The sequence below is a fragment of the Pseudomonas sp. 1 genome (assembly GCF_056626735.1).
The window spans coordinates 1-21,696 of the sequence record NZ_JBWXMQ010000017.1 but is presented as its reverse complement, the minus strand read 5'-3'; the positions used below and the strand labels follow the sequence as shown (position 1 = coordinate 21,696).

General features: G+C 61.3%; 15 protein-coding genes. 2 read left to right on the top strand and 13 right to left on the bottom strand.

Annotated features, from left to right (window positions below; genetic code table 11):
- Positions 1–36: 36 nt before the first annotated feature.
- Genes AC1MDC_RS23190 through AC1MDC_RS23170 form a run of 5 tightly spaced genes read right to left on the bottom strand, consistent with a single transcriptional unit; the run spans position 37 to position 5,446 of the window.
- On the bottom strand, positions 37–1,245 hold the full coding sequence (locus AC1MDC_RS23190) for a beta-ketoacyl synthase N-terminal-like domain-containing protein (protein ID WP_480393746.1): 1,209 nt from the start codon (positions 1,243–1,245) through the stop codon (positions 37–39).
- Positions 1,242–2,537 (bottom strand): beta-ketoacyl-[acyl-carrier-protein] synthase family protein, encoded by a 1,296-nt coding sequence (locus AC1MDC_RS23185; RefSeq protein ID WP_480393745.1) that lies wholly within the window; start codon positions 2,535–2,537, stop codon positions 1,242–1,244. Before AC1MDC_RS23185 ends, AC1MDC_RS23190 begins: the two co-directional genes overlap by 4 nt.
- Positions 2,534–3,592: a beta-ketoacyl synthase gene (locus AC1MDC_RS23180; RefSeq protein WP_480393744.1), complete on the bottom strand. Its 1,059-nt coding sequence runs from the start codon at positions 3,590–3,592 to the stop codon at positions 2,534–2,536. The genes AC1MDC_RS23185 and AC1MDC_RS23180 overlap by 4 nt, the downstream gene beginning before the upstream one ends.
- A gap of 1 nt (position 3,593) precedes the next feature.
- Positions 3,594–4,868: a beta-ketoacyl-[acyl-carrier-protein] synthase family protein gene (locus tag AC1MDC_RS23175; RefSeq protein WP_480393743.1), complete on the bottom strand. Its 1,275-nt coding sequence runs from the start codon at positions 4,866–4,868 to the stop codon at positions 3,594–3,596.
- 8 nt (positions 4,869–4,876) lie between these two features.
- A complete protein-coding gene (locus AC1MDC_RS23170) occupies positions 4,877–5,446 on the bottom strand; it encodes an acyl carrier protein (RefSeq protein WP_480393742.1) in 570 nt (189 codons plus the stop codon).
- A gap of 524 nt (positions 5,447–5,970) precedes the next feature.
- Between AC1MDC_RS23170 and AC1MDC_RS23165 the strand changes: the two genes are divergently transcribed.
- Positions 5,971–6,315, top strand: a complete 345-nt coding sequence (locus tag AC1MDC_RS23165) for a cupin domain-containing protein (RefSeq protein WP_039592382.1) — start codon at positions 5,971–5,973, stop codon at positions 6,313–6,315.
- 69 nt (positions 6,316–6,384) lie between these two features.
- Here the strand turns inward: AC1MDC_RS23165 and mmsB are convergent, their stop codons facing one another.
- Both mmsB and AC1MDC_RS23155 read right to left on the bottom strand, forming a co-directional pair.
- Positions 6,385–7,272, bottom strand: coding sequence for a 3-hydroxyisobutyrate dehydrogenase (gene mmsB / locus AC1MDC_RS23160; protein WP_227234377.1), 888 nt, complete (start codon positions 7,270–7,272; stop codon positions 6,385–6,387).
- Positions 7,273–7,281: 9 nt separating this feature from the next.
- Entirely contained in the window at positions 7,282–8,808 is a 1,527-nt protein-coding gene (locus AC1MDC_RS23155; RefSeq protein WP_085701335.1) for a CoA-acylating methylmalonate-semialdehyde dehydrogenase, read from the bottom strand.
- Between the two features lie 149 nt (positions 8,809–8,957).
- Here AC1MDC_RS23155 and AC1MDC_RS23150 point away from each other — a divergent pair, with 149 nt between their 5' ends.
- The gene (locus tag AC1MDC_RS23150; protein ID WP_480393741.1) at positions 8,958–9,905 is read left to right on the top strand and encodes a LysR family transcriptional regulator; all 948 of its coding nucleotides are present in this window, start codon (positions 8,958–8,960) and stop codon (positions 9,903–9,905) included.
- Here the strand turns inward: AC1MDC_RS23150 and yfiB are convergent.
- From yfiB to recC, 6 genes are all read right to left on the bottom strand, one after another.
- Positions 9,902–10,396 carry an outer membrane lipoprotein YfiB gene (gene yfiB, locus AC1MDC_RS23145; protein WP_085685477.1) on the bottom strand — a complete coding sequence of 165 codons (495 nt, stop codon included), beginning with the start codon at positions 10,394–10,396 and terminating at the stop codon, positions 9,902–9,904. The genes AC1MDC_RS23150 and yfiB overlap by 4 nt on opposite strands.
- Before the next feature lie 4 nt (positions 10,397–10,400).
- The gene (dgcN, locus tag AC1MDC_RS23140) at positions 10,401–11,669 is read right to left on the bottom strand and encodes a diguanylate cyclase DgcN/YfiN (RefSeq protein ID WP_085701333.1); all 1,269 of its coding nucleotides are present in this window, start codon (positions 11,667–11,669) and stop codon (positions 10,401–10,403) included.
- Positions 11,666–12,241, bottom strand: a complete 576-nt coding sequence (yfiR, locus tag AC1MDC_RS23135; protein WP_085701332.1) for a regulatory sequestration protein YfiR — start codon at positions 12,239–12,241, stop codon at positions 11,666–11,668. The genes dgcN and yfiR overlap by 4 nt, the downstream gene beginning before the upstream one ends.
- 118 nt (positions 12,242–12,359) lie before the next feature.
- Positions 12,360–14,468: an exodeoxyribonuclease V subunit alpha gene (recD, locus tag AC1MDC_RS23130; RefSeq protein WP_480393740.1), complete on the bottom strand. Its 2,109-nt coding sequence runs from the start codon at positions 14,466–14,468 to the stop codon at positions 12,360–12,362.
- A complete protein-coding gene (gene recB / locus AC1MDC_RS23125; protein ID WP_085702392.1) occupies positions 14,465–18,154 on the bottom strand; it encodes an exodeoxyribonuclease V subunit beta in 3,690 nt (1,229 codons plus the stop codon). Before recB ends, recD begins: the two co-directional genes overlap by 4 nt.
- Positions 18,151–21,603 carry an exodeoxyribonuclease V subunit gamma gene (gene recC, locus AC1MDC_RS23120; protein WP_480393739.1) on the bottom strand — a complete coding sequence of 1,151 codons (3,453 nt, stop codon included), beginning with the start codon at positions 21,601–21,603 and terminating at the stop codon, positions 18,151–18,153. Before recC ends, recB begins: the two co-directional genes overlap by 4 nt.
- Between the last annotated feature and the right edge of the window lie 93 nt (positions 21,604–21,696).

Below are 21,696 nucleotides of genomic sequence, written 5' to 3'. Positions count from 1 at the left end.
GTAAAAATTCAGAAGCGATGTATTGCCTTGAAGCGGTCAGTCGTCCGCCTGCAAGTCGAGTTGGTAACAGGCGCTGAAGCCGTTGTCGTCGCGGTTGATCACCAGGCAATCGTGCAGAACGGCATCCCGTGGTTCGCCCGACACAAACGGCAGATGCGTATCCACCGGCTGCGTCAGCCCGGCAATCGGCGCGATGCTTTGGGCCTGCAGCATCTGGCGGGCGAGGATCAGGTCGACCAGGCTCGGCGCACCGCTGAGGATGCCGGTCAGCGCCGTGCCGCTGGTGATGTGTGCGGCGCCGGTACGGGCCAGGGTGCGGGCCAGATCGGCGTCCTTTTGCGCAGTGCCGGTGGCACTGCTGATCAGCAAATCGACCTGTTTGTCCGGCAGGCTCAGAGCGTCCAGACGCGGGTGCGCGAACAGCGCCGTCAGGCAGGTTTGCGGTTCCGGCGGCAGATCCGCGGCCCGCCGCAGCACCAGCGCAGCGGCGCCTTCGCCGGCAATGCCGCCCGAACCCTTTCGGTCGAAGGCGAGCATCTGCCGGGAACCGTCGGTACCGATCACACCGGCCTCGGCGAGCGCGGCCAGCGCCAGCGGGTCAAGTTCACTGCCGGCCCCGACCACGATGGCCACGTCGATGCGCCCACTCTGCAAGGCACTGTGCGCCTGACGCAATGCCGCCAGATTGCCGGCCACGCCTTGCATATAGGCGTTGCACTCGCACTCCAGCTTCAAGGCCAGACTGACCACGCCGAGCAAGCCGTTACTCAGACTCTTGAGCACCAAAAACGGATCGAGCGCACGCTCCTGCAACACTTGACGGGCGAGGCGGTTCATGTCGGCTGCGCTGTCGGTGCGGCACTCCTGAAGCAGTTCCCCATAGGAAGCCACCGACGGATGGGTATACCCGCCCTGACAGCAATAGAGGCCATAACGCAAACCGTCCTGACCGGGTTCGACGCCGGCCTCGGCCAGCGCCTGACGCACTGCGCTGACGCCCCAGATCACCGCCGGTGGGCAGTAACGCTGCAGGTTTTGCGCAACGTCCTGGCGACTGCGTTGGTGCGTGGCGTCATCGATCTGTCCGAATGCGGTGATGCGTTCACTGTGAAACAGCTTTGTTTGCAGCGCAGCGATCGCACTGCGACCTTCCCGGGCCGCCGCCCAGAAACCCTCGACGCCCCAACCCGTGGGCAACACACAACCGCTGCCAGCGATGGCAATGCGTGCAGTAGCGCTAGTCATTGTCCGTGCTCCCGATATTTGCCAAGGGCCAGCGAGGTGTTCAGGCCGCCAAAGCCAAAGGAGTTGCTGAGGGCGTAATCGACACGACGGCTGACGGCCTGACCGGCGCAATAATCCAGATCACAGCGTTCATCGGCCTCGTGCAGGTTCACGGTGGGTGTGACCAGATCGTTCAGACAGGCCAGCGCAGTGACAATGCACTCCGGCGCCCCGGCCGCCGCGATCAGGTGACCGAATTGCGACTTGTTGGCACTGACCGCCAGCGTCTGATAATGCTTGTGCTGAGCAAACACCTGCTTGATGGCCAGGGTCTCGGCAACATCATTGAGGGGCGTCGAGGTGCCGTGGGCATTGATCAGGTCAATCTGCTGCGGCTGCAACCCCGCATCGTCCAGCGCCGCTTGCATGGCCAGCGCGGCGCCCCGGCCCTCTGGCTGCGGTGCGGTGACCTTGTAGGCATCCAGGCTGCTGCCGTAACCGAGCACTTCGGCATACGGGGTCGCCCCTCGCGCCAGGGCATGCTCAAGACTTTCCAATACGACAAACCCGCCGCCTTCGCCGGCGATCAGACCGCTGCGGTCACGATCGAACGGCCGGCACAGATCAGCGCCCCAGCGCTGCTCGCCCGAGGCTGCGCCCAGCAGGTACAAAGCGGCCATGGTGTCGAGGTTGAGCACCGAGTCGGCACCACCGGCCACGGCAACATTCACTTCGCCGCGACGAATCATCTGGAACGCATTGCCGATCGCCTGGGATGCGCCGGCACAGGCGCTACTGATATTGATCACCGGGCCTTCACAACCGAGGTCGTCGGCAATCACTCGCGCCAGACGGTCGTTGGCCTGACGCAAGGAACCCTCGGCGCTGACTTCTGTTGCTCGCGCCATCAGGTGTCGCCAGTCCGGTGCATCGCCGTCCGGCGCCTGGGTCAGGAGCATGTCGGCGAGCATGTGTTGCGGTGCCCCGGAGGCACACAGCACGGCAGCCTCGCGCAACTGCTCGGGGTTCAACCCGCTGTCGGCGACGGCCTGGGTGGCAGCCACCCAGCCAAAGCGACTGCGTTTTTCCAGGGGCAGCGTCCAGGCCGGGTGGTTCTGCAAATGCCCGGGTAACAACGTCATGTCCACGGGCGCCGCGTAGCGAACCGGAAATTCATTTTCCTGCAGGTCTTGCGGCTGCCAGGGGCGCACGCAGTGTTCGGCGCCGAGCATTTTTTCCCAGAGGGTCTGCCATTCGAAACCGAATCCGGTTACCGCGCCCATTCCGGTGATCACAATCCGTGTCGCACTCATGCGTACTTCTCCAGGGTTTCACTGGCCAACAGCAATGCGCCCCAGTGACCGGCGCGACCATGACTGACGAGCAAGGTGTAACCAGGCACAGCACCTGCTTCGCGACTGCGGTGCAAAGCCATGGCGACCTCGGTCAGCAATCCGCTGGCGCCCAGTTCGCCGGTCATTGCACTGACATTGCGCAGGTGTTGTGGCGTCGATTCAAACAGGCTCATCAGTTGCTGGTCGGCGGGATTGGCCACCACCTTGGCAACGTCACCCATACACAGCTTTTCCTCGCTCAGGGCACGTTCGATCACGCGTTTGCCGACGGCCAGCGTGCGCTGCGGATCGGCGCTGTAACCTCGGGCAAACCCGGCGACACGCAAGATCTGCGTAGCGTCCTGCGCCGGTGTCGAACTGAGCAACAGCGCCGCAGCGCCTTCACCGTAAACCGGCTCGTCCGCCAAAGCGGGCTCGCGCAGGTACAGGGCCGGTGTCAGGTTCGGACTGCTGCTGACCACCAGCGCCGCATCGGCGTGTTGTTCGGCAATTTGCTGGCAGGCCTCGATCAACGCATCGAGCCCGGCATTGTCCTGGGAGCAGAAGCCGCCCATCGGGCCATGGCAATTCAGCGCCTCGGCCACGTAAGCCATCACACTGCTGTTGAGTAGCGTCAACGCATGCAATGGCGGGGTGTTGGCCAACAGTTGCGACAGCTGTTTGTGCGGCTGTTCGAGGATCGCCTGCACTGCATCCCAGCACGGACTTGGCGCGTCCACTTCCGGAATGGCGGCAGTCAGGGCAATGCGCGCAGCAGGCAGTTGCAGCGACGCCAGCGCGGGCGCCAGGCGTGCGGCGCAATGCAGCAGACGCAACCCCTGCGGCTCGACGCTGCGTTGGATCTTGCGATCAAACAGATCGCTGGCCAGGCGCGGGGCGGGCAACGCCAGGGCGTTACGTTGCGGGTCGAAGGCCAGCGGTTGTGGCACCGGCGGTGTCGCGAGCAGGTCGGCGCATTCGCTGCCGGCGGCATTGAGCACGGCAGCCGCGTTGATGTAGAGGGCTCTGTTCATGTCATGCCCTCCCCAGAACCAGCGAACTGTTGACGCCGCCGAATCCGAAGGAGTTGGACATCACCACGTTGATCGGCTGGCGCACAGGCTCGCTGAGGAACTTCAATGAAGGGTACTCGGCGCGCTCAGGTTCATAGTTCAAGGTCGGCAACAACACACCGTCGCGCAACGTCATCAGCGACAGCACGGCTTCAATGGCGCCGCTGCCCGCCAGAGAGTGACCCATGGCCGACTTGTTGGCGGTGAAGGTCATGAAGTCCTGACATTCGCCAAACAGCCGTTGCAGGGCCAGGGCCTCGCAACTGTCGTTGGCCTGGGTGGAAGTCCCGTGGGTATTGACGTGTTGCACGGCACTGCGCAGCAGCCCGGCATCTTCGATTGCAGCGTCCATGCATTCCTCGTACTTGCTGCCATCCCGGCTGCTGGAGGTCATCTTCTGGGCTTCGCAGACATTGGCGTAGCCCAACACTCGTCCCAATGGCCTGGCCTTGCGTCGTCGGGCATGCTCGGCGGATTCGAGAATCACCAGGGCCGCGCCTTCGCTGAGCACAAAACCACTGCGATCCGGCATGAAGGGACGGCTCTGCTCGCCTGCCGGCAGGTCGGCCTGGCACAGCGCGCCAAGGCTGTTGAACATGTAATAAGGCAGCTCGTTGGCCATCAGCTCCACGGCACCGCAAATCGCCAGATCCACCTCACCGCGCTCGATCGCCCGGTAGGCGCTGCCGATGGCCATGGTGCCGGCGGCACAAGCGTCGGAATGGGTCGAGATGCAGTCGCGTATACCGAGCCAGTCCGCCAGGTGCTGGGTCTGTTGATCAACCCGACGCACGAACGCAGCGCTCGGCGGTGCCGGATGGTCGAGCAGGCGATCCAGATCGACTCGCCCCGCGTCATCCATGCATCGACTGACCCGCTGCAGATCGTGACTGTCGGCACAGTATTTATTGGCCCCCAGGAACAGGCCGCTGCGGCTGTGGGCAAAGTCGGCCGGAGTCAGACCGGCGTGCCGCAACGCCTGACGCGCGACGTACTCGGCCAGCACGCTCTGACGCGGGTGCAGCGCTGCATTGCCACCGAATCCAGCCGCGATCTTCTGCCACTGCGCGTCATCGATAAACCCGGCCGCACTGTTGCGAAACCCCAACGCCTGGAACCGGGGATGTTCGCGGACACAGGATTGTTTCCGGCAGATGCGCTCGAACAACGTGGCAGCGTCCAGCGCCATGGGCGCCACCAGGCCGAACCCGCTCACATAGACTTCTCGTGCCCGCATGTGAGCTCCTACACCGTCTCTTTGACGTGAGTGGCCACAAACTGCTCGACCAGTTGACGGGAGACTTCGTCGCCATCGGCCGGCACCAGGCGTGCGCTGCAGGCGCCGCAGACCACTTGCTGACGCTCGTTGAGCATGGCTTGATGGGCGTTGCAGTCAGGGCAGCTCGATGGCAGGTAATTGAACAGATTGCGACATTGCTGCGCCCAGTTGAGAACTGTGGTGGCCGCGAACACCTGCGCCGGCTGCATGCCGGCCTTGAGCTGGTCCGGTGCGTAGGCGCTCAGGCTTTGCTCCAGCAAGGCCTTGCCGTTTTCAGTGATCCGGCCGTTGGCCAGAAACTCGCTGGCATCCCCGCAGACAGCCACCGCATGGTCCAGCACGCTGGTCTTGGGCAAGGTGCAACCATACTGGCGGCCCAGCTGGAAGCTGAGGTCGACGATGTCCAGCGAATCCGCCCCCAGATCTTCGACGATGCTGCTGTGCTCATCGATTTCATCGGCGCTCATTACTAGCAACTGCGCGAGAATGGCGCGGGTGCTGCCAATGACCTGTTCCAAGTCCAATGGATTGTTCATTTCTATCTCCCTATATGTCGTGGCTGACTCATATTTTCCGCATACGAGAAGTAACTTTTCCTACAGCAACTTCTCGCGCGGCGGAAATCTAAACTCTGCCCTTAAGGGGAGAGTCAACGAGCTGTTCAAAGTTTTTTATTTGATCTGAGACGGACGTGCACACGCCCGTAAATGCTGCACTCGATTGGTGCGGACGATGGGTCGGAGCGACATATTTACTTAACAATGTCTGGGTAGGATGGAGCGCCCCGCCGCGCTCAGCCCAACTATGGAAAGCAACTTAGCGATGACTTCGCTGGCGTATCACCTGCGAAATTAAAGCAAGTAATTTTGTTATAAGTTCATAACCCTTGTTCCAGATCAGTACATTGCTTTGATTAATGTTCCAAGGGTTATTGATTAACCGTTCAGTGCAAATCGTTGTTGCGTTTATGAGCAACTGAATGTCGAGCCCAGACAATTGGCAAAGTACCCGGCGCTATAGGGTGCAGCTTCCGCTCAAAGGCCCATTCTGGAACTCACCAATGACCGCACCTATCACCGTTTTGCGCGACACCCACCCGCTGCCCGTACTCGACGCCTGCAAATGGGAAAAGCTCGAGGGCGACCCGCACACCGTCAACCTCAACGCCTACACCAGCGAAGACGGCAGCAAGATCATGGGCACCTGGATCTGCACGCCGGGCAAGTGGCGGGTCGATTACGTGAAGTGGGAGTACTGCCATTTCCAGGAAGGCTACTGCGTGATTACCCCGGACGGCATGGAGCCAATCCACCTGCGCGCCGGCGACATCTTCGTGGTCGAGCCGGGCATGAAAGGCACTTGGGAAGTGGTCGAGACCGTGCGCAAATATTTTGTGTTCGCCTGATACAAAAAGGCCGGGAAACCACCCGACGTGATTTCCCGGCAACACCTACTGCATTGGATCTGACGACGATTACTGCGGCTTGCGATAGCTGTTGATGATCGCCGAGAAGTCCTTGCCCCCTTCCCCGCGCTGACTCATCGCCTGATACAACTGCTGCGCCACCGCGCCCAGCATGACTGGCTGATGGGCCTGACGTGCCGCCTCGGTGGCCAGCCCCAGATCCTTGAGCATCAGCTCGGCGCCGAAGCCACCGGTATAGCCGCGCGAGGCCGGCGCCGTTTCGACGATGCCCGGCCACGGGTTGTACATTTCCGAACTCCAGCAACGACCGGTCGAGCTGTTGATGATTCCGGCGAGCACCGTGGTGTCGATCCCCAGCGCATCGCCCAGCGCCATCGCTTCGCTGACGCCGACCATCGAAATGGCGAGCAACAGGTTGTTGCAGATCTTGGCGATCTGGCCGGTACCGACCTCACCGCAATGCACGATGTTGCGGCCCATCTGCGCCAGCACCGGTTGCAGGGTGGCGAACAGTTCAGGAGTGGCGCCGACCATGAAGGTCAGCGTCCCCGCCGTGGCGCCGCCGGTACCACCGGACACCGGTGCATCGGCCATGGCCACGCCTTGTTTGGCAGCCGCGGCCGCCACATCGCGCGCAGTCTGCGGATCGATGGTGCTGCAATCCACTGCCGGCACGCCTTTGCCGATCCCCGCGAGAACACCGTCTTCACCAAGCCAGACGCTACGGACATGCACCGCGGCAGGCAGCATGGTGATCACCAGTTCTGCATCTTCAGCGGCTTCGCGAGCCGAAGCGCGAATGGTGCCGCCCAGTTGCTCGAGTTCCGCCAGCACGGTCTTGTTCAGGTCCACCAGATTCAGCGAATGCCCGGCCTTGATCAGGTTGCGCGCCATTGGCGCGCCCATGTTGCCCAAACCGATAAATGCGATTTTCATGGCCATTCCTCAGCGCAGGTTGATGGTGGTGTTCACGCCGTCGTTGACGCTGTCGTCATCGAACCAGCGCGCCGTAACCGTTTTGGTCTGGGTGTAGAACTGCACCACTTGCTTGCCGTACGGGCCGAGGTCGCCAAGTTTCGAACCGCGCGAACCGGTGAAGCTGAAGAACGGTACCGGCACCGGAATCGGGATGTTGATGCCGACCTGGCCGACGTCGATTTCAGTCTGGAATTTACGCGCCGCCGCGCCGCTCTGGGTGAACAGGCCTGTGCCGTTGCCGAACGGGTTGGCGTTGACCAGCGCAATGGCCTGATCGAGGGTGTCGACTTCCAGCACCACCAGCACCGGGCCGAAGATTTCCTGGGTGTAGATCTGCATGTCGGTGGTCACCCCGGAGAACAGGGTCGGGCCGACGAAGTTGCCGTTCTCGTAGCCCGGCACGCTGATGTCGCGACCGTCCAGCTCGAGTTTGGCGCCTTCTTTGATACCGCTTTCGATCAGGTCGAGAATCCGCGCCTTGGCCTTCTTCGAAATGACCGGACCGACATCGGTGCCCGGCTCGCTGCCGGCGTTGACCTTGAGTTTCTGCGCCAGCGCTTTCAGATCCGGCAGCCACTGTTTGGCCGCCCCCACCAGCACCACCACCGAGGTGGCCATGCAACGCTGACCGGCCGCACCGAAACCGGCGCCGACCAGTGCATTGAGCGCTTGCTCGCGATTGGCATCCGGCAGCACCACCGCGTGGTTCTTCGCGCCCATCATCGATTGCACGCGCTTGCCGTGTTTACCGGCCAGGTCATAAACGTGGGTGCCGACGGCGGTCGAACCGACGAACGAAACGGCCTTGATGTCTTTGTGGGTGCACAGGCCATCGACCACGTCCTTGCCACCGTGCACGACGTTCAATACACCGGCCGGAATGCCGGCTTCGATCGCCAGCTCCACCAGCAGCATGGTCGACAGAGGATCCTGTTCGGATGGCTTGAGTACAAAGGTGTTGCCGCAGGCGATGGCCATCGGGAACATCCACAGCGGAATCATCGCCGGGAAGTTGAACGGCGTGATCCCGGCGCAGACGCCGATCGGCTGGCGCAGGGTGTAGGTGTCGACGCCGCCGGCGACGTTCTCGGCGAACTCGCCCATTTGCAGGCTGCCGATGGAGCAGGCGTGTTCGACCACTTCCAGCCCCCGGAAAATGTCGCCCTCGGCGTCGGCAATGGTCTTGCCCTGCTCGGCGCTCAGCACCACGGCGATGCGTTTGGAATGCTCGCGGATCAACGCTTGCAGCTTGAGCATGATGCGCATGCGCGCGCCGATCGGGGTCAGCTTCCAGGTCTGGAAGGCGCGCTGGGCGGCGCTGACGGCGGCGTCGACTTCAGCGGCGGTGGCGAACGGAACCCTGGCCAGAACCTGCTGGGTCGCCGGGTTGACGATGTCGTGCCACTCAGTGGACTGCGACTCGACCCACTCGCCGTCGATCAGCAGCTTGACCTTCTGGATCGTGGTTTCGTTGGGCGTAAGCGATGCGTTCATGCTGGTCTCCGGAAATTGTTTTTATCTTGGGAGCCAAGGCGAAAGATCCGCCTTGAGATGAGGCGTGTGTCACGAATTGGTTGTCGGACTGTTTTTGGAGTATAGATGTGCAAACTTCTAATAAGAACGCACATATAAGCCCGTCCATCATGCAAAAAAACATCACCTCTCTAGGCTCGCTGAACTGGGACGACCTCAAGTTTTTCCTCGAAGTCGCCCGTACCCGCAAGGCCAGCACGGCAGCCAAACGCCTGGCGGTGGACTACACCACCGTGTCGCGGCGGATCAGTTCGCTGGAAGCGGCGCTCGGCACTTTGCTGTTCGAAAAGTCGCGCACCAGCGGTTTCGTGCTGACTGCCGAAGGCCAGCGTCTGCTGAGTTATGCCGAGTCGATTGAAAGCACGCTGCACATGGCCTGCGAGCAGGTGTCCGGCTCCGGCGTCGCGCTGTCCGGGCATGTGCGGATGGGCTGCACGGAAGGATTCGGCAGCTTCTTCATCACCCCGCAACTGAGCCACTTTGTCGACGCTTACCCGGCAATCTCCGTGGACATCCTGCCGCTGCCGCACTTCATCAGCCTGTCCAAGCGCGAGGCCGACATTGTCATCGCCCTCGAACGCCCGGAACACGGACCGTACGTGTGCTGCAAACTCTGCGACTACCGCTTGCAGCTCTACGCGACCCAGGATTACCTGGACAAACACCCACCGATCCGCCGCCCCGCCGATCTGGGCAAGCATCAATTCATCAGTTACGTGGATGACCTGGCGTTCAGCTCGGAGCTGCTGTATCTGGCGAACGTGTTGCCCGGCGCCAACGCTCATTTGCGCAGCACCAGCGTGATCGCCCAATTCGTGGCGGCGCAGCAGGGACGTTCGCTGGCGATTCTGCCGTGCTTCCTCGCGGCTCAGGATCCGCGTCTGCTACCGGTGTTGCCGGAGGAAATCGACATCACCCGGCAGTTCTGGATGTACTGCCGGGAGGATCTGCGAAAGCTCAAGCGGATCACCCTGTTGTGGGATTACATCCGCGAGGTGACCGAGCGCAATCAGGGTCTGTTGATGGGTGAGACCCGCGAAATGCAGTTCGCCGATTAATCGGCGCTGACCACGATCGACACCCGGCGGTTTTCGGTGCGGCCGGCTGCGGTGTCGTTGGAAGCGACCGGTTCGCGGCTGCCGAGGCCTTGCAACTGGATGTTCTCTTCCTTCATGCCGACCGAGGTCAGCACTTTGCCGACGCTTTTCGCGCGACGCAGTGACAGCTGCTGGTTATAGGTTTCCTTGCCCGAAGCGTCGGTGTGACCATCGACCCGCACCCGTTCGATACCGACCCCCAGCAGCGCCTTGCCGATACGCTCGACGATTTCGGTACTTTGCTGGTTCAGGCTTTCGACATCGCTGCCAAACAACACTTTGCCCGACAGGCCGAACTCCCAGCCGTCATCGGTCAACTCGAAGCCTTGTTGCTTGAGGACAGCGACCTGAGCCGGCGTCAGGCCTTTTTGTGGGGCGGTCTGGCAACCGGTCAAGGCCAGCATGGCCGTCAGCAACAGGGTGGAAAACAGTCGAATGGAAAGTGAGAACACGGCATCAGCTCCTGGTTTGAACGGGATCGACCGGGTGCTCCGACCCGGCCGTGAATTGGGCGCCGCGCGACAAGCGCTTGGCTTGATACATCGCGGCATCTGCCGCATCGAGCAAGGTGCCGGGCGTGGCGCCATGATCGGGGTAAACGGCGATGCCGATACTGAGCGACGTCACGACACTGCTGTCGCCCGGAAGCGCAATCGGGGTGTCCATGCTGGCGAGGATCTTGTCGGCAATGCGCTCGGCGTCTTCGGTCTTGTGCAAGGGCGTCAGCAGGACTGCAAACTCATCACCGCCCAGACGCGCGACAAGATCTTCCTCACGCAGCTGCGCCCGCACCCGATTGGCCACCGCCACCAGCACTGCGTCGCCGGCGGCATGACCGAAGCTGTCGTTGATGTTCTTGAATCGGTCGCTGTCGAGAAACAGCACCGCCACGCGCTCGTTCAGTTTGTGAGCGTTGCGTAGCGCACGGATCAGGCGGCCTTCGAAAAAGGCCCGGTTCGGCAATCCGGTGAGGCTGTCGTGGCTGGCCTGGTGGGCGAGGGTTTCGTTCTCGCTTTGCAGGTGGGTTTGCCAGTCTTCGAGCTCATCGAGCAAGGCATTGAAGTCATTGCCGAGGTTATCCAGTTCGGCAATCTTCGCCCGAGGTACGCGTCGGTCCAGCGCCCGCTCACTTCGGGCGGCATGCGCCACTGCCGCCAGGCTGTGCAACGGGCCGATGATCCTGCGCAACTGCAGTCGCGCCAGAAAGAGCGCGACCCAGGCACTGATCGCCGTGCAGAGAATGATCCCCGCCAGCCCGCTCAACAGAAAGCGCATCAGGCTGCCGCCGTGGCCGATCAACAAGATGCGACCGATCTCTCGATCCTGGTGCAGGATCGGCAGGCTAATGGGTTTTTCCAGAATGGCCCGCGCGACCTGCATCTCCAATTCGGAAAACAGGCCGTTCTCCGGACGCTGCCAGCGCGCGATCAATTGACCCTGAGTGTCCAGCACCTGGGCATCGGCCACTTCTTCGGTCGAGGCGATCAATGCCAGCGCTTCGGTCGCGGCGGCCTTGTCGTTGAACACCACGGCGGCTTCCACCGTGTAACTGATCGAGCGGGCGATCAAATGCAGGTTGTGATCGGCGTAGACCCGCAGTGCCAGCACCCCAAGCAGCGTCAGCGACACACTGGCCATTGCCACGGCAACCAGCGCCACAATCAGGTTGCCACGGCCGATGACCGAGCCCAGGGTCGGACGCTCTGTGGATTTGTCGCGTCTCATGGCACCGCCGGTTTGCGGCGCGACAACTGCAGCACGCTGGGATGGATGCGCACGCCACTGCGGGCGACGGAGTCGAGATTGACCTCGAACGACACTTGTTCATCGCCGACCCGCAGGCAGAACAGGCTGCCGACCGTGCACTGATCACCGCCTTCGCTGATGCTCAGCACCGGATGGCCGATCAGAGACGCGAACAGCCGGCTGCGTTCGTCGGTCGTGAGTTTGCCGATGTAGACCGCGTCGCACTCGCTGACGAGGGCCGGGTTGTCGGCCAACAGTCGACGCACGATGACCGGACGCCCCGTGGCCTGAGTCGTGCCCTTGACCAGGTCGTCGGTGTACTCGGTCGGGCCGACGATGCACAGACGCAACTGCGCCGGCTCTACCGGCCAGCGCGCATAACTGAGGATGCCGAGGACAACCTGGGTGACGGATTTGGCCCGCTGTTCGGCCATGCCCACCGGGGTCTGAGTCTGGGCAGCGGCCACACCCGTGAACCAAAAGAGCACACCGGCAAGCAATGCCCACTTGCAGCCAACTACGCGCTCTGTCGCCCAGACAGCCACCTTCATGCAAGGATTCTCTTGGATCGTTACGAAATGATGCCGCAACGATAGCACAGCGTTGGAACGCCAGCGATACAGCGCCCCTGACCGGCCGGTCAAAGATCGGCAGTAATCGAAAGCCCCTTCATCCTCGAGGCGTAGTCCCTTCTTCCAGTTCCAGCATCAGCCCGCTCAAACGCTTCACCTTACGTTGTACTGCCTCCTCGAATACGCCACTGCGGGGTTCAATCAAGGTGAACCAGTCCTTGGCCCGGGTAATTCCGGTGTAGATCAGTTCCTTGGTCAACACGGGATTCAGGGCGTCCGGCAGTATCAGCGCGGTATGGGCGAACTCCGAGCCCTGAGACTTGTGCACAGTCATCGCAAAGACGGTCTCGACATCGTTGAGCCGGCTCGGCAGCACGAAGCGAACACCGCCGCGCCCGTCATTACGCGGGAACGCCACTCGCAACACGGACTTACCGGCATCCGGTCCATCGCGCTCGGGCAATTTCAGGGCGATGCCGATATCACCGTTCATCAGCCCCAGACCGTAGTCGTTTCGAGTCATCAGCACCGGCCGACCTTCGTACCATTGCTGGTCGCTCTCGATCAGCCGCGCCTTGAGCAACGCGTCAGTGATGCGCTGGTTCAGCCCCTCGACACCCCACGGCCCTTTGCGCACTGCGCACAACAACTGGAAGGTATCGAAGGCCTGCAGGACGTCACGCGCCCAATCGACCCAGCCTGGATGCTCAAGCGGCGTACCACTCGCAGGGCGTCGATCGCGCAAAACGCTCAGATAGTGTCGATAACCGTGGGGGCCTTCGCCGTGACCATCGAGTACCAGGTGCTCGAGTTTCCGGTCGTGTTCGTTTTGAAGCGGCAACGAAAACACATCGCCATGAGCATTGGCTTCCAGCAACTGCCGAGCCTCAATCGGAAGTTGCTGATTCACCCGTCGCGCCAGCTGGCCGATGCCGCTGCCCTCGCCGAAACGCCGCGAGTGACGCAGCATCACCACCTGCTGGGCCAGCGGGTGCGAACCGTCAGAGCCTTCGTGCAAGCCGCTTTCCTGCAGGGATTCGCCGCTTACACTTTCCAACCACTGGAGGGTCTGCGGACTGTACCAACCCGCTTCGGCATCGCGACACAAATCCCCCAGCACTGCACCAGCCTCCACCGAGGCCAGTTGATCCTTGTCGCCCAACAACACCAACCGGGCATGAGGCGGCAAGGCATCGAGCAGGTTGGCCATCATTTCCAGGTCGATCATCGACGCTTCATCGACCACCAGCACGTCCAGGGGCAGACGGTTAGCGGCATGATGGCGAAAATGCCGAGTGCCGGGACGGCTGCCCAGCAGGCGGTGCACCGTGGTCACCTCGGTCGGGATTTTTTCCCGGACGCTGTCAGCGACCTTCAGCGATTGCACCTGCTGACTGATGGACTCGGTCAACCGCGCCGCGGCTTTCCCGGTAGGCGCCGCGAGCCGAATTCGCAATGGTTGACGCGCCTCGACCGCAGGTGCCTGGAGCAGCGCCAGTAGACGGACCACCGTTGTCGTTTTGCCGGTGCCCGGACCGCCGGTGATGATGCTGAAGGCACTTCGGGTGGCCAGGGCGCAGGCGAGTTTCTGCCAGTCGATGACATCTGCGCGCTGGGCCGGATCGAACAGTGTGTCCAGCCGGCGTGCGAGATCGGGTGGTGTCGCTTCCTGCTCCGCGAGGCGCTGACGCAATGCGTTGTCGATACGCCGCTCGTAGGCCCAATAGCGCCGCAAGTACAAGCGTTTGCCGGACAACACCAGCGGGCGCTCCCGAGCCGACGCGCCTTCGTCGGCGCCCAGCGCCACCAGAGAACTGCCCGCCAGCACCTTGCACCAGTGCGCTCCGTCGAGGGTATCCAGCAGTTGCGATGGCAGCAGCAACACGCCGGGTTGTGCATCACCCTCCGGCGGCAGGGACAGAGCAAAATCCGGCGCCTTGAGGGTTTCGAACAGATCCAGGCAGACATGACCATGGCCGAGCTGGTGACTGGTCAATGCGGCGGCGAGCAATACCAGCGGATCGATATCGGGTGCCAACTCATGAAGAAAGGCCACGAAGGCTTTGTCCAGTGCCCGCAACCAGCCACGCTCGACCCATTGGGTCAGCAACAGCAGTAGATCATCGGCACGCGTCAGGGGCGTCAGTTGCGCGAGTTTTTCGGCGGTCAGTGGCGTTGGCAGCAGGTCGGTGAATGTCCGGCTCATAGCAGTACTCCCTGTTCCCACGCGGGCTCGGCCTTGGGTTGCGGTTTGCCCTGGAACATGAAGTCCAGGCGCTCGATCAGCTCCCGTGGTGGTCGCGCGAAGTAGACGCCACCGCCAGGGGCGCGCGTCCCGCGCAGGAACAGATACAACGCGCCGCCGATATGCCGGTCGTAGTCGTAGTCGACAAGCCGCGCCTTGAGCTGACGATGCAGAGCCAACAGATACAGCACGTATTGCAGGTCGTACCGGTTGTCGAGAATCGACTGTTCCATGGCGCGTTCGGTATACGCAGCGTCATCGACACCCAGCCAGTTGGATTTGTAATCGGCCACGTAGTAACGACCTTCATGCTCGAACGTCAGGTCGATAAAGCCTTTGAACATGCCATTGAGCTGCACCGCCTCCGCACCGACCCGGGCAACACCGTTGTGGGTGAACTGTCGCACCTGCTCGTCAAGCTTGAGCACGTCGACTTTGTGGCTGGCGAACCAGAATTCCATCTCGACCCGATATTGCTTCAATTGCTCGAGCACCACTGGCGGTTGGTCGAGGCCCACAGGCAGTGGCAGTTTGAGCAAGTGTTGCAACCAGTCACCGAGGGTGGTGATCCAGCCTTCCCAGCCCCGCCGATTGCAACGCCTGGCAATCGCGTCGTCCAGCGACTCGCGAGTCACCGCGAACCCTTCCTCCCCCGCCCACTCCAGCAAACCGTGAAGAAACGTTCCAGGATTCGGTCCACGGGGGAAACGGTGAATGTCAGCCCCGCCGGCGATGATCTCGCGTGGAGCTTCGGGATCGAGGCGTTCGTCGTCAAACAGCTTTTGCGCTTGCGGACTGTCGGGAGCTTCATCGTTGCCGACGCTCAGCACATCACTGATGCGCAAGGCGCTGTACGAAGCGATCCACCAGTTCTCGCTGGCCTTGCGAGCCGGTAAAAGGGTGGCACGTAGCGTGGCCTCGTTACGCGGGGGCTGATACTCCTCGCCGGTAGCCTCCGGCATTTCAACAACGCTCAGCGCCGGACAATCCTGTTGAAGATCGCTCAGCCAACGAGCCAATCCGCTGGACTCATTCAACATTGCGCCGCCACCCAACAGATAGCCCAGCGCAGAAAGGTGCAACACCGAACTGCTGTGATTGCCGCGTTTGAGATCCGTCACTCCGAGCCAGCACGCATGTTGTGCGCGGGTCAGCGCGACGTAGAGCAACCGAAGGTCCTCTGCCAGGCGCTCGTTGTCCGCCAGGGCGATCAGTTCGGCGTCGGGTTTCAGACTGATGCGGGCCTCGCCGGACTCATCGTGATAATGCAGCGGCAACCGACTGCCATCCACAGGTTTGGCCGAACAGATGAAAGGCAGAAACACCAACGGGTATTCAAGCCCCTTGGACTTGTGAATGGTCACGACCTTGACCAGTTGTTCGTCGCTCTCAAGACGCAGGATCTGTTCTTCGCCTGCCTGGCCGGACAGCGCCAGATGCTCGGCCAGATGACGGATCAGTGCCTGCTCGCCATCGAGCTCCGACGCAGCCTGTTGCAACAACTCCGACAGGTGCAAAAGGTTGGTCAGCACCCGCTCGCCATCACTGCGGGCGATGAGCATCTGCGGTAATTGAAAGTCGTGCAGCAGGCGCCGCAGCATCGGCAGCACCCCTTGCTTGCGCCAGAGCTCACGATAACCACGGAACTGCATGACCCGGGTTTCCCAGGCCAGTTCGTCCTGATTAAGACGCTCCAGCTCAGCCAGTGGCAGATTCAGGGTGATGCACGCCAGCGCGGCTTTCAGGGAGCGTTCGACATCCGGCTCGGCGCATGCCTTGAGCCATGACAGCAGATCATGGGCTTCCTGAGCGGCAAACACCGAGTCCTTGTCCGACAGATAAACGCTGCGGACTCCGCGCGCTGCAAGTTCACCGCGTATCGCCTGCGCCTCTTTACCATCGCGCACCAGGATCGCTATGTCCGCTGGTCGCAGCCCGCGCCAATCCTTGCCCTCCTGCACAAACCCGGTGCGACCGGTTTGGCCGCCATTGAGCAGGGTCGTGATCTCACTGGCGCAGGCTGCCGCCAACTGCTGGCGATAGACCGCCCCGGACAGTGGCTTGTCCGTGGATAAATGCCAGATGTTCAGCGCCGGTACGTCCTGCCCGGATACTTGCAAATGTTCTTTACGCCCCTGAGCCTGCACAGGCTGGAACGGCACCGGGTTAACGCCGTTTTTCTCTCGGAACAGAAATGCTCCGCGCCCTTGCTCACGGGACTCCGCACGTTCGAACACATGGTTGACCGCACTGACCATCCCGTGACTGGAACGGAAATTGGTGCCCAGTGTATGCAGGCGCCCGGTTGTGGCCTGCCGGGCTCGCAGATAGGTGTAGATGTCCGCGCCACGGAAGGCATAGATCGCCTGCTTCGGATCGCCGATCAGGAATAGCCCGGTCTCGGGGTTATCCTCTTCAATGCGATAAATACTTTCGAAGATCCGGTACTGCACCGGGTCCGTGTCCTGGAACTCATCGATCAGGGCGACCGGGAACTGCTCGCGGATGAGCGTGGCGAGACGTTCCCCACCGTCGGACTGCAAGGCCGCATCCAGACGCAACAGCATGTCGTCGAAACCCATTTCGGCCCGACGGCGCTTCTCGTCTTCAAAGCGGGCACCGACCCATTTGGCAGCATGCTGCAGCACAGCCGCATCGGGCGTCGGCAAATTGTCCAGGCTCGACTTGAGCACCGGCATTGCATCCAGGCCCGGGTGACTCGGCGGCTCGCCTTTCCAGGCTTCAGCCATGCCATCCGGCGTGAGCCGGGCGAACCCGGTACCGATATCCAGTTGTTCGAGCGCCTCGTCCTCGGCCCAGGCCTTGAGCTTTTCGAACCAGGGCTCGAAATAGCGGGCCTGCATCTTGCGCCCGTCCACGGTTTTGTTGGCGACGCCCTGATGGCAGATGGCGAGTAGCTCATCGGCCCACTGCCGCCATGGTCCCTTCAACTCAACCAATGCCGCACGGCGTTCCTGCAGGCATTCTTCGATCAGTTCGGATGGTGTCTTGTCTGAATCCCCTTCGCGCTCGGTGCCAAACAGCCCACGCACACGCGGCAACAAGGCCGCCGGGCCTGCCCAATGACTGCGAACCCAGTTCAAGGCATCGCCCTGCATCGGATAGCAGAACAGCCGCCAGTAATCGCGCAAGACTTCGCCGAGCAGGTCGCTGTGATCGGTTTCCAGGGTCTGGGTAAACAGACTGCCGCTGTCGAATGCATGCTCGCGCAGCATTCGCTGACACCAGCTGTGGATCGTCGAAACAGCGGCTTCGTCCATCCATTGCGCGGCGATATCCAGGCGATTGGCGCAACCGGGCCATTGTTGCGGATCGAACTGTGCACGCAATTCATCGATCAGCGCATCAGGGGGAGGCGTCTCGTCACGGAAGAAACGGGCGGCCTCGGCCAGACGTGTACGTATACGTTCGCGCAGTTCTTTGGTCGCCGCGTCGGTGAAGGTCACCACGAGAATCTGCGGGGGTAACAGCTCACGACCGAAACCACTCCCCTCGCCTCCGTGGCCGAGGATCAATCGCAGATATAAAGCCGAAATGGTGAACGTCTTGCCAGTGCCCGCACTGGCCTCAATCAGTTGACTGCCCCTTAACGGGAATGCCAGCGCGAGAGGCTGTTGGTTGCTCATGCGCCTGCCTCCTCATGAGTCCATGAGCACCACGGCGCCTCAAGCAAAGGGCGATACAGTGCATCACACCAACCGGAGAAGGTTTCATCCGCCTGCAGTGCATCGAAGTCGGCGAATTGTCGGGTCAGAGCCGGACTTTCGCGACGTTCGCCTTCGTTGGTCTGACCATCACCCTCATAGGCTTTGCGGGCAGCCGCTTCAGCCTTGACCGGATCTGTCTGCCCCAGCCATGCGAAAGCTGTTTTCACCGCGACCGGCAGTGGCTGGCGCATGCCCGTCTGCCAAGCGAGGAGCAGATCCTCAAGAATTCGTCCCGCTCGAGTCTGTTCCAGAGGTTCCAGAAGGAGCGTGTCATCGCTGGCTACCATTGCGGTCGTTAGGGAAAGGCCACTGGCACACGCGACAAGATGGCTGACCCAGGGCTTGGTCAGGCGATGCCATTTGCGGTTCTTGATCGAGCCAATGCTGTTGGGGATTGTTGTGACCGAGAGTACGCCGCCATCGGCGCGTCGGTGCAAACCTCCCAGCCATCCTTCAAGGCGCAGTTCCTGCCATTCAAAATTGATCGGTAGCGCGTTGGTCAGGGGGGTTGGCCATAACGCCAACAGTTGTTGATAGCGTTGCAACAAGTCAGGCAAAGGCTCGATCAGCTCTCGCTGAAGGCATTCACCGAATCCGGCCATGGGCAACAGTCCGCTGTTTTGGAGGCGTCGGGCCTGAGACTCGAGCGCCTTATCTACGTTGTCCGGGAGCCTCATGGCTGCCCCGAGCAAGCTGTCGCTGAGCATGTATCGCTGCAATGCATCCAGCACAAAAGGCTCCTCGTCAGCCTGAGGTACCTGCGCCGCTTCGAAGTAAACCTTGAGTCGCTGAGTGAAAAAATGTCGGACCGGATTGCGCAGAAAGTCCTGCAGCAGTTCCAGACTCAACGGTTCTTCCTGGGTATGGGGCGCAAGCATTGTAGCTACGTCGTTCTGTTCGTGAGGTTGATGCAGCACCTGCCACTCGCTGGCGTAGCTGAACAGCTTGTCTTCCTCATGGAAGTAGCGCGAACTGAATGGCTGCAATGGATGCTCTTGAGTCATGGCAATCAGAAGATCCTCGTTGTCTTCAGCCGATCGCCATCCATTGGCGAGATGATCGCGCAACTGGCCGATCAACACTGAGGCTGGCCGCTCACTGTTGTCGCGAATGCTTCGGCCCACCCAACTGATGTAGAGCTGATGACGGGCGGACAAGAGCGCTTCGAGCAGAAGATAGCGATCATCCTCCCGACGGGAACGATCCCCCGGCCGGTAGTCGCTGCCCATAAGATCGAAGTCCAGCGGCGGTTGAGCGCGTGGATAATCGCCGTCGTTCATACCCAACAGGCAAACCAGCTTGAACGGGATCGCGCGCATTGGCATCAGCGTACAAAAGTTCACAGCTCCGGCCAGGAAGCGCTGCGACAGACGCCCCTGATCCAGCCCCGCCAGCCAGGCCTCACGGACGACGGTCAGTGGCAGTTCCTCCAGCAGACCGACGGCCTCGCAGGTTTCCAGCCAGGTTTCACGCAACTCCTCGAGCTGAGCCAGCAGGTAGTCGTCATGCTCATCTTCGGGCTTGAAAAACAGCTGCATCAACGCCTGAAGCCGATGTCCCCACTCCTGTGGTTGCGCGGGTTTCATCAGTTGCTGATGCGAGAGTTCCAGTGCATCCAGCAACGCCACCAACGGACCGATCAATGCAGCATCGAGACCACCGATCTCATCGTAAGGCTCGATATCTCCACAGGCACCGGAACTGCCAACGGCATAACCGAGCAGCATCCGACGCAAGCCGAAGCGCCAACTGTTTTGCTCCAGTTGGTCGGGTAATCCCAGTCCGGCACGTTGTCCGGCATCGATGCCCCAACGTACGCCGGCCCCTTCAATCCACCGATGCAGGGTCGGCAAGTCTCGCTCCTGCACACCAAACCTGGCGCGTAACGCAGGAACGTCGAGCAAGTCGAGGATCTCACTGACGGGAAAACGGCTGTCCGGCAGTTTGAGCAGATGTTCGACAGCGATCAGCAATGGATCCCGCCCTCGCTGCCCCTGATCGGCCATGGTGAAAGGAATGAAACGTGGGTCCTGACGGTCGAGCTGCCCGAATACGGCTCGGATATGCGGCGCATAACTATCGATGTCAGGCACCATCACGATTACATCGCGAGGGCGTAATTGGGGGTTGGCATTGAAACGGGCCAGGAGCTGGTCGTGAAGAATTTCCACTTCGCGCTGGGCGCTATGGGCAATGTGAAAGCGGATCGAGTTGTCTTGAGTCAGATCGACTGCCGGCCAAAGTGCTCGAGTCTCGCTGAGCGGCCGCAGTTCCAGAATGTCGTCCTGTAATTGGTTGAGCATGTTGTTCGGCTGGGTTTCGCTGAACAGATCGATGCGTCCGTTGCGAAATGCTGCGCGATAGCTGTCAGGCTCGTCGTAGCTGTCAAGAAGGCTGATGTAATCACGACCTTGCTTGCCCCACGCTGCGAGTAGCGGGTGAGCATGTTGGTGGAGCGTTTCCGAATCCAGCACTGCAGGCATGCCGTTTTTTCGAGCCTGCCGCTTGTACTGGTGACGCAAGAGATCCTTGTCGGCAACGATATCGGCCCAGTGATAACGACAGGGGTTATGGACGCACAACAAAACCTGGCTGAAACGGGATAGCCCGGCCAATGCCTCCAGTACCTGAGCAGGCAGCGACGAAATTCCGAATACGATGACCCGCTGGGGAAGACCGACAGGTGCGTGCTCAAGACTGTTGATGCGCTCCATGAATCGCTGGTGCACGCCCGCCCGACTTTGGGACATGCCTTGCTCGCCTACGTCGTCCAGCAGGGCACGCCACAACTCTGCCTGCCAGCAACTGGACGGTGAGAGCGGTTTCGCTTCACCTCTTACCTTGCGGAGTTGATGATGCCCCTCTGCCCAGTCCTCAAGCCAATCTGCGCGGTAAACCTGGTATTGGTCGAAGAGGTCTGCCAGACGTTCGGACAACTGGTAGCGCTTGCGCAGATCGGTGTCATGGGTGAGGAAGCGTTGCAGCGGTTCGAAATGTTGACGGTTGATAACCTGTGGCAACAGGCGCATCAGACGCCAGGTCAGCGGCGCCTTGTCGAGCAACGACTTCGCTGGAATTTCCTCTCGCCCCAGAACCATCCGGTACAGCTGCCACATGAAACTGCCCGGCAATTGCACGTCGATAGCGGCGGCGATACCACAGCCGCCTGAATCGTCTTCTTCAGGATCCTCAGCCAGTGCCAACTTGAGCCATTGAGCGATGCCGTTGCTCTGCACGAGCGCGATTTCGTTCTCCAGGGGGGCCAATGGATAGCGCCGCATGATGCTGATCACAAGGCTGCGCAGTTCATCCAGGCTGTTGCTCTGAACGACCATGAATGCAGCGTTGAGGGACTGAGTGTCCGGCATGAAGGCTTCCTTGGAAAAGTACAAAAGCTAGGGCTGAACCTTAGCATTGTCGGCCGGCGAGGACAGCCGCAGGGCGGCTGAGAATGCTGTAAG

Bases quoted from the DNA above. Each gene is read 5' to 3' on its own strand.
- AC1MDC_RS23190 (WP_480393746.1), bottom strand. From the start codon at position 1,245: ATGACTAGCGCTACTGCACGCATTGCCATCGCTGGCAGCGGTTGTGTG.
- recB (WP_085702392.1), bottom strand. From the start codon at position 18,154: ATGAGCAACCAACAGCCTCTCGCGCTGGCATTCCCGTTAAGGGGCAGT.
- dgcN (WP_085701333.1), bottom strand. From the start codon at position 11,669: ATGAGACGCGACAAATCCACAGAGCGTCCGACCCTGGGCTCGGTCATC.
- recD (WP_480393740.1), bottom strand. From the start codon at position 14,468: ATGAGCCGGACATTCACCGACCTGCTGCCAACGCCACTGACCGCCGAA.
- AC1MDC_RS23180 (WP_480393744.1), bottom strand. From the start codon at position 3,592: ATGAACAGAGCCCTCTACATCAACGCGGCTGCCGTGCTCAATGCCGCC.
- AC1MDC_RS23170 (WP_480393742.1), bottom strand. From the start codon at position 5,446: ATGAACAATCCATTGGACTTGGAACAGGTCATTGGCAGCACCCGCGCC.
- AC1MDC_RS23150 (WP_480393741.1), top strand. From the start codon at position 8,958: ATGCAAAAAAACATCACCTCTCTAGGCTCGCTGAACTGGGACGACCTC.
- AC1MDC_RS23185 (WP_480393745.1), bottom strand. From the start codon at position 2,537: ATGAGTGCGACACGGATTGTGATCACCGGAATGGGCGCGGTAACCGGA.
- mmsB (WP_227234377.1), bottom strand. From the start codon at position 7,272: ATGAAAATCGCATTTATCGGTTTGGGCAACATGGGCGCGCCAATGGCG.
- AC1MDC_RS23165 (WP_039592382.1), top strand. From the start codon at position 5,971: ATGACCGCACCTATCACCGTTTTGCGCGACACCCACCCGCTGCCCGTA.
- AC1MDC_RS23155 (WP_085701335.1), bottom strand. From the start codon at position 8,808: ATGAACGCATCGCTTACGCCCAACGAAACCACGATCCAGAAGGTCAAG.
- recC (WP_480393739.1), bottom strand. From the start codon at position 21,603: ATGCCGGACACTCAGTCCCTCAACGCTGCATTCATGGTCGTTCAGAGC.
- AC1MDC_RS23175 (WP_480393743.1), bottom strand. From the start codon at position 4,868: ATGCGGGCACGAGAAGTCTATGTGAGCGGGTTCGGCCTGGTGGCGCCC.
- yfiR (WP_085701332.1), bottom strand. From the start codon at position 12,241: ATGAAGGTGGCTGTCTGGGCGACAGAGCGCGTAGTTGGCTGCAAGTGG.